The organism is Glycomyces salinus (assembly GCF_016428645.1).
Lineage (GTDB): Bacteria > Actinomycetota > Actinomycetes > Mycobacteriales > Micromonosporaceae > Glycomyces > Glycomyces salinus.
In genome coordinates this window covers 78,690-91,919 of the sequence record NZ_JAELXW010000014.1, presented here as the reverse complement: position 1 = coordinate 91,919, position 13,230 = coordinate 78,690, and the positions used below count along the sequence as shown (strand labels likewise).

Here is a 13,230-nt window from a genome sequence, read left to right as displayed (position 1 = left end):
TGCGCTCCTTCGGTGTCCCGCGCAATGGTAGCCGTATGGCAACGCAGCACAGGCACCCGCCGTGTCGGTCGGGCGCGCCCGACCGACACGGTGAACGGGGTCTGACCCACCGGCCAGGCCTCGGCTCAGGGACGCAGGTCCCAGGTCTCCAGGCGTCCGCACATGCCCCATTTGCGGGCGCTGCCGCCCCCGTCTGAGACGTGCGCGTCGCACAGGTGGGAGGAGTCGGCGGCGGCGAGCGCGGTCAGGTGCTCGCCGGTGGTGTCGGCCTGGGCCTTGGGGCCGGCCTCCCACAGCTTCCGCCAGGTCTCGGTGCGGCCGGAGACGAGCCGGGCGGCCCGGTCCCACAGCGGACGCATCGCGGCGGCGCCTTCGGCCTCGACCCGCTCGCGCAGCTTCAGGTAGCCCTCCACGGCCAGGTCGCGCCGGGCGCGGGCGGCCTTGCCGCGCTCGTCATCGGACAGGTCGGGGGCGGCCGGTGCGGTCGCGGCGGCGGTGTAGGCGTCGGGGTCGTCGAGGACCTCCTCGGGGAAGGTGAAGACGGCGTCCCCGGCCTCGGGGATGCCGGCGTTCTGCATCACGACGGCGACTTCGAGGTCGCCCGAGCCGTTGATGAGCCGGTGGACCGTCCCGGGGGTGAACCACAGGACGGTGCCGCGCTCGAGGTCGTGTCGCAGGTAACCGTCGCTCGAGAGGGTCTCGACGGCGCCGGTGCCGGCGGTGACGACGTAGCCCTCGGTCGAGGCGGTGTGCAGGTGTGGGGAGCCGCCCGCCTGGCCGTCGGCGGTCGGCCAGTCGTAGACGGTCACCAGTGAGACGGCGGTGCCGCCGGGGAATCCGGCCATGGCTATCCCAGCTTCGCCAGCTCGGCGGCGGCCAGTTCGGCGTGCTTGACGGAGCCCTCGACGCCGATGTCGCCGTTGCAGACGGCTACGGCGTGCCGCAGGGTGACCGTGCGGCCCGGTTCCATCGGCAGTTCGGTGTCGAAGAACGGGGCGGGGCACACGGCGGCGAACGGCGTGGAGCGGACGAACCATTTGACCGGGGCGCCCGGGTTCGACGGGTGGTCGGTGAAGACCAGCGTCGAGGCGGCGTCGGTGGAGTCGTGCTTGCCGCAGAAGGCCATCCAGTCGCCGCGCACGCCCATCTTCTCGTCTCCGCCGGCGCCTTCGGCGGTGTAGACGGTCCCGTCGGTGAACGAGCGCGGGCCGCGCCAGAAGAGGCCGCCGTATCCGGCGTTCTCGCGGCCCTCGGTGGTGGGGCTGCCCATGACCACGGTCTCGTCGGTGTCGTTGGTGAACGAGGTGGAGAACGAGAGCGCCCAGGCCGTCTCGGACAGCACGGTGACGGCGAAGGAGCGCTTCTCGGTGAAGAAGTGGCGCTTGTCCTCGGTGATCCACTCGAGGTCCTCGGTCACGCGCACGCCCTGGCCGTCGGAGTCCATGCGCGGGAAGCCGCGGTGCTCCATCGAGCCGTCGTTCTTCTCGTCCACGTAGCCCTTGCCGCGGCGGAAGGTGCGCCCGCCCCAGAAGTTCTCGGGCCCGCAGTTGGGCAGCGACAGCGCGATGCCCTTGTGCCAGACGTGGTCGTGCGGCCGGTAGAGGCTGACCTGGTTGCCGGCCAGGTCGTGCAGGGGCTCGAAGTAGGGCCGCGGCGATTCGAACTGGTCGTTGTCGGGCCGGTAGACGTAGCGCAGGATCTCGGTCTCGCCGTTGGAGACGGCGAGCTGGGTGTCCTCTATCTGGTTGAGTTGCAGCGTCATCGGTGTCACTCCGGTTTCGGGGTCGTCACTTGCGGTCCGGCCAGGGGGTCCCGGCCCCGTCCATGCGTTGATAGTAGGGAGAGGTGGGGTCGATGTCTCCGGCTCGGACGGGTTTGCCCGAGAATGCCGAGGCGTACAGGGCGGTGATGAGCTCCAGCGTGCGGCGGGCGTCCTCGCAGTTGACCGGCGGTTTGGCGCCGGAGTCGAGGGCGTCGGCGACCGCTTCGAACTGGGCGGCGTGACCGGAGGGGACGCCGCGCGGCTTGGCGAACCAGGCGCTCATGACCTCTTCGATGCGATCTTCCAGGGGCGTGACGGTCCAGTTGCCGTCGCCGTATCCGTAGAGGTGGTCCAGCTCGACGGTGGCGTGGTCGTAGTCGAGGCGGATCTGGGAGGTCTCGCGGGGGCTCAGCAGCGAGTTGGTGATCGAGACGCTCGCGCCGTTCTCCAGGGTCACGATCGCGTGCGAGACGTCCTCGGTGTTGGTGGCCCGGCGGTGCCGGTGCGCGGTGGCGACCACCTCGGCCCAGGGGCCGACCAGGGACAGCAGGGTGTCGATCTGGTGGATGCCGTGGCCCATGGTGGGGCCGCCGCCCTCGGTCTCCCAGCGGCCGCGCCAGTCGACCGCGAAGTACTCCTCGGGCCGGTACCAGAGGGTGTCGCACTTGGCGACCGCGAGCGCGCCGAGGACTCCTGAGGCCTGCATGTTGCGCACGCGCTCGGCGGCCGAGCCGAAGCGGTGCTGGGAGATGACGGCGAAGTCGCCCTCGGAGGCTGCCGAGGCGGCGGCGATCCGGTCGAACTCGGCGAGGCTCAGCGCCGGGGGCTTCTCGCAGATCGCGCCGACTCCGGCTTCGAGGGCGGCGACGGCGCCGTCGGCGTGGAGACCGGGCGGGGTGCACAGGTCCACCAGGTCGAGCTGCTCGGCGGTGAGGAGTTCCTCGATGGACGCGTAGCCGCGTTCGACGCCGAACTTGGATTTGAAGGACTCGAGGCGGTCGGCGTCCGGGTCGACGGCGGCGACGATCTCGAATCGGTCGCTCAGGCGGTCTCGCAGAGCCTGGGCGTGCAGGCCGGCGATGCCGCCGGTGCCGACGACGGCGAGGCGGTAGGTGGAGGACACGATGACTCCTTGGAACGAGCGGGTTGTAAGCGTTTTCTCGGGGTTGTCTGCATACTATCCGACAGAGGTCGCGGTCTCCAGTCGCCTTGTGCCCGGCTCCAGGACACGGGGCTCGGTGACCTCGACGGAGACGGTGCCGGCGATGTCCGCGGCCGAACGGCCCACGCGCAGTTCGAGCGCGCCGGACTCGATCGTCCAGCGCCCGTCCGGCCCGACCAGTGCGGCCAGGTCGAGCGGCACGGCGAAGCGGGCCTCGGCGGACTGGCCGGCCTCGAGCCGGAGCTTGGCGAATCCGACCAGGCGCTGCACGGGCCGGACCGTCGAGGCCACCGGGTCGTGGAGGTAGACCTGGACGACTTCGGCGCCGGCGCGGTCGCCGGTGTTGCGGACCTCCACGGCGACCTCGACCACGTCGTCGGGGGAGATCTCGGCCGAGGAGAGCAGGGTGGGCTCTCCCCAGGAGAACTCGGTGTACGACAGGCCGTGCCCGAAGTGGAACAGCGGGGTGGGGTCGACCGAGGAGACCTCGCTGCGCCGCGCGAGCTGCGGGGACAGGTAGGTGGCCGGGGGCGAGTCGGGCCGGGCGGGCACGCCCACCGGCAGCCGGCCCTCCGGGTCGCGCGAGCCGGTGAGCACCTCGCTGATGGCGACCGCGCCGAGCTGACCGGGCAGGAATGCCTGGACGACGGCGGCGGCCCGGTCCGCGAACGCGCCGAGGGCGTAGGGGCGGCCGGAGATCACCAGGACCACGGTGGGCGTTCCGGTGGCCAGGACCGCTTCGAGCAGTTCGGCCTGGCGTCCGGGGAGCGCGTGCGAGGGGGCGTCGCAGCCCTCGCCGGTGGTGCCGCGCCCGAACATGCCCGGCCGGTCACCCACGGCGACGATGGCGAGCTCGGCCCCGGAGGCGGCCTCGGCGGCGGCCGCGATGTCGGCGTCGGAGGCGTCGAGCACGGTCCCGGCCGCGACGTGCTCGATGTCGGCCTCGGGCAGGTCGGCGGTGAGCCGTTCGAGGACGGTGGGGACCTCGACCCCCAGGTCGAGGTAGGGGTAGCGGTCGTGGTCGCCCTCGGGTTCGCTGCGGGCGTGGTGGTTGGGGAAGGAGTAGCAGCCGAGCATGACAGCCCGGTCGTCGGCGACGGGCCCGACCACGGCCAGGCGGCGCGGCCCGGGCGCCAGTGGCAGGGCGCCGTCGTTGGACAGCAGCACGATCGAGCCGCGGGCGGCCTCGGCCGCCAGGTCGCGGGCCTCGGGCGGGTCGAGGTCGACGCGGGCGGGCGGCTCGGCCGGCTCGTCGAGCAGGCCCAGTTCGATCTTCTGGCGCAGCACCCGCTCGGCGGCGCGGTCTACCAGGCTCTCGTCGACCACTCCGGCGCGGACCGCTTCGAGCAGCGGTTTTCCGTAGCAGTCGACCTGCGGCAGCTCGACGTCCACGCCGGCGGCCAGGGCCAGGCGCCCTGCCTCGGAGCGGTCGGCGGCGATGCCGTGGAGGGAGTTGAGGAAGTTGACGCCGAAGTAGTCGGCCACGAGGGTTCCGCCGAAGCCCCACTCCTCGCGCAGGACGCCGGTGAGGAGGCGGTCGTTGGCGTGGGAGGGCACGCCGTCGTTGGCCGCGTAGGAGGCCATGGCCGACCCGGCCCTGCCGCCGCGCACGGCCATCTCGAACGGGGTCAGGTAGGTCTCGGCGAACTGGCGCGAGCCCATGCTGACCGGTCCGAAGTTGCGCCCGGCCAGGGAGGCCGAGTATCCGGCGAAGTGCTTGAGAGTGGCGACGACGCCGCCCTCCTGGATCCCGGCGACGTAGGCGGTGCCGACCGTTCCGGTCAGGTAGGGGTCCTCGCCGATGGTCTCCTCGGTGCGGCCCCAGCGGGAGTCGGAGACCACGTCGAGGACCGGGGCGAGTCCCTGGTGGACGCCGACCTCGCGCATGCTCGCCCCGATGCTGCGGGCCATCTTCCGCACCAGGTCGGGATCGAAGGTGGCGCCCCAGGCGAGCGCCGTGGGGAAGATCGTCGCGCCGTGTGCCATGAAACCGGTCAGGCACTCCTCGTGGACCAGGGCCGCGATGCCGAACCGGTTCGAGCCGCGGATGCGCCGCTGGAGGTCCGCGAGGCGGGCGGCGCCCTCGACCGGGTCGACGGCGGCCGTGCCGAACGGGCGGGTCAGCTGGCCGAGGCCGTGCTCGATGGCCTCGGTGTCGGTGGCCTGGGTGATCTGCTCGCTCTGGTTCGGCGCCATGTCCCCGGCGTCGCTGTCGACGTCGCGCCACAGGCCGACCAACTGCGCGCATTTCTCTTCCAGCGTCATCTGCTTGACCAGTCCGGCCGCGCGCTCGGCCGCCACTGCGGGGGTGTCGGTGTCCATGCCACTCCACTCAAGGGCCCGGGATTCGCTACCTGGGGGGCTATCTGGGCCGATAGTTTCAGAAACTTCTTTGATAGGTTTCGATGCAGGTGGGCACACCATAGCATTGATTACGCGGGACTTCTAGCGTTTGTATCGCACTAATTAAGCGCTTGCCGAAGACGTATGCTCGGTGATGGTTCCGAAAGTTTCGGGCAAATCGCGAGAGGCCCGCGACCTCGCTATAGGATGCGGGCGACTACCTTGGAAGGTATCGACCACGGGGAGGACCTTTGACCGAAGCCGAACACGGGCGCGTGACCATCCGCGCCATCGCCGACGAGGCCGGCGTCAGCGTGCCCACGGTCTCCCGGGTCATCAACGGACGCTCCGATGTGGCCCCCGAGACCCGCAAGCGAGTCGAGGCGCTGCTGACCGAGCGCGGCTACCAGCGGCGCCGCTCCACGCGCACGCCGGGCCGCAACGCCCGCCTGGTCGACCTGGTGTTCAACGAGCTCGACAGCCCGTGGGCGGTCGAGATCATCCGCGGCGTGGAGGACGCCTGCCACGCGGCGGGGGTCGGCACCGTGGTCTCGGCCGTGCACCGCCGCCGGGCCTCGACCGAGCAGTGGCTGGACAACCTGCGCACTCGCGCCTCGGACGGGGTCATCCTGGTCGTCTCCACCCTGGCCTCCCCCATCCTCGAGCAGCTGCGGAACCTGCGGGTCCCGATGGTCGTGCTCGACCCGGCCGGCGGGCCGACGATGGAGGCCCCGGCGATCGGGGCCACCAACTGGGCCGGCGGCCTGGCCGCCACCGAGCACCTCATCCAGCTGGGACACCGCCGGATCGGCTTCATCCACGGGCCGAAGCAGGTCCTGGCCTCCCGGGCCCGCTTCGACGGCTACCGGGCGGCCCTGGACGCGGCCGGGCTGCCCTACGACGGGGCCCTGATCTACGACGGGGACTTCTACCACCAGTCCGGCTTCGACGCGGCCAAGGAGCTGCTGGCCCTCGACGACGCGCCCACGGCGATCTTCGCCTCTTCGGACCAGATGGCCTTCGGCGCCTATGAGGCGATCCGCCAGCGCGGGCTGCGCATCCCCGAGCACGTCAGCGTGGTCGGCTTCGACGACCTGCCCGAGTCCCGGTGGACCTCGCCGCCGCTGACGACGGTGCGCCAGCCCCTGGCCGAGATGGGCGCGCTGGCCGCGCGCACGGTGCTGGAGCTGGCCTCGGGCAACGAGGTCGAAACGCCGCGACTGGAGCTGGCCACCGAGATGGTCGACAGGGAATCCACCGCCGCGCCCTACGGCGGTCGCTAGCCACCAGCCAAAATGCCCTGTGTGATGGCCTCTGTACCGAATTGCCCCTTCAAATAGTAAAGAAACTATGTTATGTATTGATGATCTTCATTCTCGACCACGGAGGTCATCGATGGTTTCCCGCAGGGCACTGATCACCACAGCGGCGGCAACCGGCGCGGTCGCCGCCAGCTACCCCTGGTGGCGCGGCGCCGCCGGGCCCGACGCCTCGGCCGCCCCCACCAGCTGCGAACTGGCGCTGGTCAACGACACCGACTCCCCCTCGGTCAACGCCTACGTCACCGGCCGCGAATTCGGCACCGACCGCATGATGCTGCTGATGCCCGACGGCAGCCCGTACCACATCGAGGAGCCGCCGGGCACCCAGACGCCCCTGCCGGTGGACGCCGCGATCCCGCTCGGAGCGCCCGGCTCGGGACCGGTGGTCCTCCAGCTGCCGCGCATGTACGGCTCGCGGATCTACTTCGTCCGCGAGGACAAGCTCGACTTCTACGTCAACCCCGGCCCGGCCCTGGTCGAGCCCGCGCTGCACAACGAGGCCGACTCCAACTTCGGCAAGATCGTCTCGTTCTGCGAGTTCACCTTCAACGACGTCCAGCTGTTCATCAACGTCAGCTACGTCGACCTGGTGACCGCACTGCCGATCGGCATCCGGCTCCAAGGCGACGGCGACCACCGGGTTGCCCCGCTACCGGCGGAGGCGGTCGAGGCCATCGCCGCCGACCTGGCCGAGCAGGCCGCTACCGACGGGCAGCCGTGGGACCAACTGGTCATGCGCGACGGCGGCGGGCGGATCCTGCGCGTCATGTCGCCGCAGAACATCATGGCCCCCCACTTCGGGCAGCCCGACATGCCCTTCGCCGGGTACTGGGAGCCCTACGTCGACCAGGTATGGGACCGGTACCGGAGCGAGGACCTGACCGTGGACCTCCAGGGCGGCCGCGGCGTGCTCACCGGGCGCGTCCAGGGCGAGCAGCTGGTCTTCGACGACGGCTCCGTCTTCTCCAAGCCAGTCTCGCGCGACGTCTTCACGTGCAACCACGGGCCGTTCGCGAACATCCCCTCCGACACCGACGAGCGCAAGGGCGCGCTGGCGCGGCTGGCGGCCGCGTTCAACCGCAGCACCGTGCACAGCCACCCGAACCAGCCGAACGGCGCGCCGGTCGAGGACTTCTACCTCGACCCGATCACCAACCACTACGCCCGCGCCGTACACGCGAACTCCCCGATCGGCTACGCCTTCCCCTACGACGACGTCACCCCGGACGGCGCGCCGGACCAGTCGGGGGCCGCCTTCGACGGCAACCCCTCCCGACTGACGGTCACCGTCAGCTGAGGACCGCCGTGCGTCAGGCGTTCGGGGCCCGGTCGGTGCCCGCACCGCGCCGGCGGACCTTGACCGCCTGACGCACCGGCTCCAGCTCCTCGGCCAGTCCCAGCGGCTCCATGCCCGCGTCGGCCAGCAGCTCCAGGTCCTGCTTGGCGGCCTGGCCCTCGCTGGTCAGGTAGTCGCCCAGGAAGATCGAGTTCGCCACCTGGAGGGCCAGCGCCTGGAGATGGCGCAGGTGGACCTCGCGGCCGGCGGCGATCCGGACCTCGGCGGCCGGGTTGGCCAGGCGGACCATCGCCAGGATGCGCAGGCACCGCCGCGGGTCCAGCTCCCAGCGGCCCTCCAGCGGCGTCCCCTCGAAGGGCAGCAGGAAGTTCACCGGAATCGAGTCCGATCCGATCCGGCGCAGGTCCAGCGCCACCGCGACCAGGTCGGCGTCGGACTCCCCCATCCCCGCGATCAGGCCCGAGCAGGGCGACATGCCCGCTTGCCGGGCCGACTCGACGGTCTCGACCCGGTCCTCGAAGGTATGGGTCGAGCAGATCTCGGCGTACTGGTCCTCGGAGGTGTTGAGGTTGTGGTTGTAGGCGTCGGCGCCCAGCTCGGCCAGCCGGTCGGCCTGGCCGCCACCGAGCAGTCCCAGGCACGCGCAGACCTCGACGCCGGGGCTGGCGTTCTTGACCGCCGCGATGGTCTTCCCGACCCGCTCGACGTCCATATCGGTCGGTCCGCGGCCGCTGGAGACCAGGCACACCCTGCTGGCGCCGCCGGAGACGCCCGCGGCCGCCTGCCGGGCCGCCTCCTCGGGCGAGAGCCAGGTGTACTTGAGCACGTCGGCCTTCGAGCCCAGCCGCTGCGAGCAGTATCCGCAGTCCTCGGGGCACAGCCCGCTCTTGAGGTTCACGAGGTAGTTGAGCTTGACCTTGTTCCCGAAGTGGCGGAAGCGGAACCGGGCGGCGGCGGCGACCACGTCCATCAGCTCGTCGTCGCCTGAGGACAGGACCGCTTCGAGGTCGGCGGCGGCCGGGTCCAGGCCCGCGTCAGCAACGGCGGACAGGCGTTCGAGGGCGTCTCTCACAGCTGGCATGGCAAGATCCTGCCACATCGACGGAGGTAGTAGTTTCTCGGTTACTCCGGTGCCCGTCGCGAGCGGAGTTCTCGAGCGCGTCCCAAGGCCGCACCGTCTCGTTCCGGTTGCTCTTGGTACATTGGGGAGTCGGTGCTGCTGCAACGCGCTAGCCGGTGGTCGATCCCCCTGCGCGCGACAAAAAACACTAAACCGCCGAAAAGACTTCGGAGAGAATCAACCGTGCCGATCGCACCTGGACAGCCGGCGTTGATCGCCGTGGCAGTCGCCACCCTGTGGACCTCGCCCACGGCCCCCGGGCCCGACGACAGGCTGGCGCTGGGCGTCCCGTCGGCCATCCGGGACTGGGTCGCCAGACTCACCAGCGACATTCGCGCGCACGGCCTCAAGGGCCGGATCAGAACCCAGGTCCTGCTGGGGACCGAGGTCGAGGTGCGGAGGCTCGAGGACGGGTGGGCCGAGGTCGTCTGCGAAGACCAGGACGCCGAAGGCTGGGTGCCCGCCGACCAGCTCACCATCTCCGCCGAGGACGACGGCGCGGGGGCCCAGTACCAGGTCAGCGCCACTGCCACCGCCGTGCGCGACGAACCCGGCGGGGACGTCCTGATTCCCGGGGTCTCGCTCGGGACCCGCATCCAGGTGGTCGGCGCCGGCTACCGAGGCTGGGTGCCGGTGGCGCTTCCGGGGCCGCAGCAGCCCGGCTGGGTGCCGCAGCGCGACCTGGCCGGCGTGCCGGGCGCCGCGAGCGATTCCGACGCGCCCGCCACCTCGCTCATCGCCGGCGGCCTCGACGCGGTCAAGCTCGCTCAGCAGCTGATGGAGATCCCGTACCTGTACGGCGGGGTCAGCGCCTACGGGATCGACTCCCCCGGCCTGGTGTGGATCGTCAACCGCCAGGTCGGCATCGACGTACCGCGTTTCAGCGAGGACCTGCTGGAGTCCGGCGAGCCGATCGACTTCGACGAGGTCCTGCCCGGCGACCTGGTGTTCTTCGAGCACGGCGGCGACACGCGGACCCCGGCGATCGTGGCCGAGCGCGGGCAGGCCGACGTGCCCGAAGTGATCTTCTCCTCGCCGGTCTACGGCAAGGTCGTGATCGAGTCGATCAAGGACGCCGAGCTCGGCAGGATCACTGCCTGCCGGCGCCTGCGCGCTCGGGCTGCTTAGTCTCCGACGAGTCGGCGAACAGGTCCGCCCAGGTCCGGCCCTCGCGGCGGAGCATGATCCAGTTCGCCACCACGACCGCGGCCAGGACGACCGCGATGAAGCCCAGCGAGAGCCAGGTCGGAACGTGGCCCAGGTCCGGCGCCACGCCGTCGTTGATCACCGGGATCTCGTATTCGATCAGGCCGTTGATGAGCAGTTTGATGCCGATCCAGCCGAGGATGGCCGAGAGGCCGAGCGCCAGGAACGCCAGGTGCTTGAGCAGGGCGGCCAGCAGGAAGTAGAGCTGCCGCAGACCGAACAGCGCGAAGATGGTGGCGGTCCACACCAGGTACGGCTCCTGGGTGAGGCCGAAGATCGCCGGGATCGAGTCGAGGGCGAACAGGATGTCGGTCGAGCCGATCGCGAGCATGGCCAGCATCATCGGGGTGACGAACCGCCTGCCGTCGATTCTCGTGAGCAGCCGGCCGTGGTCGTAGTCCGGGGCGACGCGCAGGCGCCGCTCGGCCCACCGCATGAACCGGTTGGGCTCGTAGCTCTCCTCCTCGCCGCTGCCGCGCAGCAGGCCCCAGGCGGTCCAGATGAGGATCGCGCCGAAGATCAGGAAGACCCAGCTGAAGTTCGCGATCAGGATCGAGCCGAGGGCGATGAACACGCTGCGCAGGACGATCGAGAGCACGATGCCGACCAGGAGCACCCGCGACTGGAGTTCCTCGGGCACGCGGAACGCCTGGATGATCAGGAGGAAGACGAACAGGTTGTCGACCGAGAGGGCCTTCTCGGTGAGGAACCCGGCCAGGAACTCACCGCCGAAGGTGGCCCCTTGGGTCAGGAAGATGGCACCGGCGAAGACGAATGCGGCCGCGATGTAGACGCTGGACCAGATCGCGGCTTCCTTCATACTGGGCCGGTGGGGATTTCTGATCGCGAGCGTGAGGTCCACGACGACCACGGCGCAGAGCACCGCGATGGTCAGGGCCCAGACCCAGGCTGGGAGTGCCAATGTGTTGCCTTCCTGCTTCCTGGAGGGTCACATGGTCTCTCCCGATCCTTCGGATCAGCGCCACCGGAGACCGATTGCGGTCTCGTGCATTGACGACGACGCTAACAGCGCGTAACGCTGCGGGATACTCCCCATATACCAAGTTTGGTCCGCCGGAGCCCATTATGCACGCGCCCAGCGTGGATGTCATCAGTCGGATTTGTGACTTCCCTCTCTGACACTATGTCTGTTTTCCCTGGGCGTCAAGGCAGTGTGCGAGGCTCCCTCGATGGTTCTCGAAGTCGCTGAAATCAGTGTCACTCCCGGCCGCGAAGCCGAGTTCGCCGCGGCCTACCGCCAGGCCCGGGAACTGGTCGCGGTCTCCCCCGGCCTGCGGTCGATCCGCATGACCCAGGGAATCGAAACCCCCAGCCGCTTCGTCCTGCTCATCGAATGGGACTCGGTTGAGGCCCATGACCAGGGCTTCCGTCAGACCGATCGCTTCGGCAAGTGGCGTGAGGCGATCGGCCCGTTCTTCGCGAAGCCGCCCCACGTGGAGCACTTCGACGAAGTCGAATAGAAGCACAGCGACGAAGTCAACCGTGACACCGCGCGGCCCGGGTGCTTGGCCAGCGTCAGCTTGGCATCCTCGCCTCCTTTGAATGGAGGCGGTTTCCGGCTAGCGGCTCGCGGAGGCGAGCCGGGTACGGTTGGGTTCCTGCTTCTTCCCCTCGCGGGGGTTTCCAGATCCGCCAGGCACGCCTGGTCTTATGTCCTGTCCACGGGCGTTTACCGTCTCTGCCTGCCCGGCGGCGACCATGTGTTCTCGCACCAGGCGCTGTCCTTCGCGCCGGATATTGATCTCCGCATTGCCGTCGCGGTCATGGACCGCGCCGCACCCGCACGCCCACTCCCGGACCGACAAGCCCTCCATGCCCCTCGGTCCGGTCAGCGACCCGCAGGAGGAGCACAGACGCGTGGACGGGAAGAACCGGTCCACGCGCGCGAACGTGCGGCCTGCACGGGCCGCCTTCGACTCCAGCAACGTCAGGAACCGGCCGAGCGCGGCGTCATGGATCGACTTCGCGCCCCGGCCCCGAGCGAGGCCCTGCACATTGAGGTCTTCGACGTAGATGCTTTGGTTCTCGGCAACGATCGTCTTGACCTGCTTGTGGAGGAAATCGTCCCTGCGGTTGCTGACCTGCTCATGGACCCGAGCGACCTTGGCGCGGGCCTTCGCCCGGTTCGCCGAGCCTTTCTGCTTGCGGGACAGTGCCCGCTGCGCTTTCTTCAGCTTCCGCTCCAGCTTGCGGAAGAACCTCGGGTTCTCGATCACCCGGCCCCCTCGCAGGACCGCGAAGTCCTTGATGCCAAGGTCGATCCCGGTCTCCGCCTCCGGGTCGGCCAGCGGCTCCAGCCTGCCGGCGTCCTCGTCCACCGCGACCACGAACGACGCGAAGTACTTCCCCGTCGCGGTCTTGATGACCGTCACACTCGACGGCTCAGATGGCAGCGCCCGCGACCAGGCGAGGCGCAGCTCACCGACTTTCGCCACATATAGGCGGCCGTTGTCCCGGAGCGAGAACCCGTTGCGGGTGAACCGGGCCGCCTGCCGGTGCGAGCGGCGCTTGAAACGCGGTGGCCCCACCCTGGCCCCAGCCCGCTTCCCCGACAACGAGTCGAAGAAGTTCCGGTATGCCGCATGGCAGTCCCGCAGCGCCTGCTGCAACGGGACCGTGGAGACCTCCGCGAGCCAGGAGCGCTCGGCGGTCCGCTTCGCTTCAGTGATCAGCCGCTTGTCCAGCACGGCCGTCGGCGGGTAAGGCAGGCCCTCAGCGTGGGCTTTGCGGCGGGCCGCGACCGCGTCATTGAACACCGTCCGCACACACCCGAACACCTGCGCCAGCGCGGCGCGCTGCGGCGCAGTCGGGTAGACCCGGAAGGTGTAACGCAGATGCACCCCGAAAACCTACCGACCGGGTACGACATCCCCTTCGCTCGCAGGCCCGCGGCGCTGGGCTGCGAGCGAACAATCGCCTCGGGTTCTACCCCGACCCCAATGCATCCTCCGGGAGACCCGGAGAAGAGTCCTCGATGATGCCGCGGAGGGCCGCGGC

11 protein-coding genes are annotated in these 13,230 nt (G+C 70.0%); 4 read left to right on the top strand and 7 right to left on the bottom strand.

Translation table 11 applies throughout. The features are described 5' to 3' along the window. Positions 1-125: 125 nt before the first annotated feature. From JFB92_RS05765 to JFB92_RS05750, 4 genes are read right to left on the bottom strand one after another with little or no spacing between them, the layout of a single operon-like run. Positions 126-845 carry a cupin domain-containing protein gene (locus tag JFB92_RS05765; protein ID WP_199035820.1) on the bottom strand — a complete coding sequence of 240 codons (720 nt, stop codon included), beginning with the start codon at positions 843-845 and terminating at the stop codon, positions 126-128. A gap of 2 nt (positions 846-847) precedes the next feature. Continuing rightward, positions 848-1,762, bottom strand: a complete 915-nt coding sequence (locus JFB92_RS05760; RefSeq protein ID WP_199035817.1) for a DUF6807 domain-containing protein — start codon at positions 1,760-1,762, stop codon at positions 848-850. A gap of 25 nt (positions 1,763-1,787) precedes the next feature. Continuing rightward, positions 1,788-2,885 carry a Gfo/Idh/MocA family protein gene (locus JFB92_RS26480; protein WP_199035815.1) on the bottom strand — a complete coding sequence of 366 codons (1,098 nt, stop codon included), beginning with the start codon at positions 2,883-2,885 and terminating at the stop codon, positions 1,788-1,790. Between the two features lie 54 nt (positions 2,886-2,939). Then, positions 2,940-5,246: a beta-glucosidase family protein gene (locus JFB92_RS05750; protein ID WP_199035813.1), complete on the bottom strand. Its 2,307-nt coding sequence runs from the start codon at positions 5,244-5,246 to the stop codon at positions 2,940-2,942. A 272-nt stretch (positions 5,247-5,518) separates the two neighbouring features. Here JFB92_RS05750 and JFB92_RS05745 point away from each other — a divergent pair, with 272 nt between their 5' ends. Next, positions 5,519-6,550, top strand: a complete 1,032-nt coding sequence (locus JFB92_RS05745; RefSeq protein ID WP_199035811.1) for a LacI family DNA-binding transcriptional regulator — start codon at positions 5,519-5,521, stop codon at positions 6,548-6,550. Positions 6,551-6,662: 112 nt separating this feature from the next. Further along, positions 6,663-7,886 carry a glycoside hydrolase family 64 protein gene (locus JFB92_RS05740; RefSeq protein WP_199035808.1) on the top strand — a complete coding sequence of 408 codons (1,224 nt, stop codon included), beginning with the start codon at positions 6,663-6,665 and terminating at the stop codon, positions 7,884-7,886. A gap of 13 nt (positions 7,887-7,899) precedes the next feature. On the opposite strand, the gene bioB is transcribed toward JFB92_RS05740, so the two are convergent. Beyond that, complete coding sequence (gene bioB / locus JFB92_RS05735) at positions 7,900-8,967, bottom strand: biotin synthase BioB (RefSeq protein WP_199035807.1); 1,068 nt, start codon at positions 8,965-8,967, stop codon at positions 7,900-7,902. 222 nt (positions 8,968-9,189) lie between these two features. Here bioB and JFB92_RS26035 point away from each other — a divergent pair, with 222 nt between their 5' ends. Further along, positions 9,190-10,134, top strand: a complete 945-nt coding sequence (locus tag JFB92_RS26035; RefSeq protein WP_199035805.1) for a C40 family peptidase — start codon at positions 9,190-9,192, stop codon at positions 10,132-10,134. On the opposite strand, the gene JFB92_RS05725 is transcribed toward JFB92_RS26035, so the two are convergent. Then, positions 10,097-11,134, bottom strand: a complete 1,038-nt coding sequence (locus JFB92_RS05725) for a TerC/Alx family metal homeostasis membrane protein (RefSeq protein WP_199035802.1) — start codon at positions 11,132-11,134, stop codon at positions 10,097-10,099. The genes JFB92_RS26035 and JFB92_RS05725 overlap by 38 nt on opposite strands. Before the next feature lie 268 nt (positions 11,135-11,402). On the opposite strand from JFB92_RS05725, the gene JFB92_RS05720 reads away from it, so the two are divergent. After that, positions 11,403-11,693 (top strand): antibiotic biosynthesis monooxygenase family protein, encoded by a 291-nt coding sequence (locus tag JFB92_RS05720; RefSeq protein WP_199035790.1) that lies wholly within the window; start codon positions 11,403-11,405, stop codon positions 11,691-11,693. Positions 11,694-11,792: 99 nt separating this feature from the next. Here JFB92_RS05720 and JFB92_RS05715 read toward each other — a convergent pair whose 3' ends face one another. Continuing rightward, positions 11,793-13,073 (bottom strand): RNA-guided endonuclease InsQ/TnpB family protein, encoded by a 1,281-nt coding sequence (locus tag JFB92_RS05715; RefSeq protein ID WP_199035778.1) that lies wholly within the window; start codon positions 13,071-13,073, stop codon positions 11,793-11,795. Positions 13,074-13,230 lie beyond the last annotated feature (157 nt).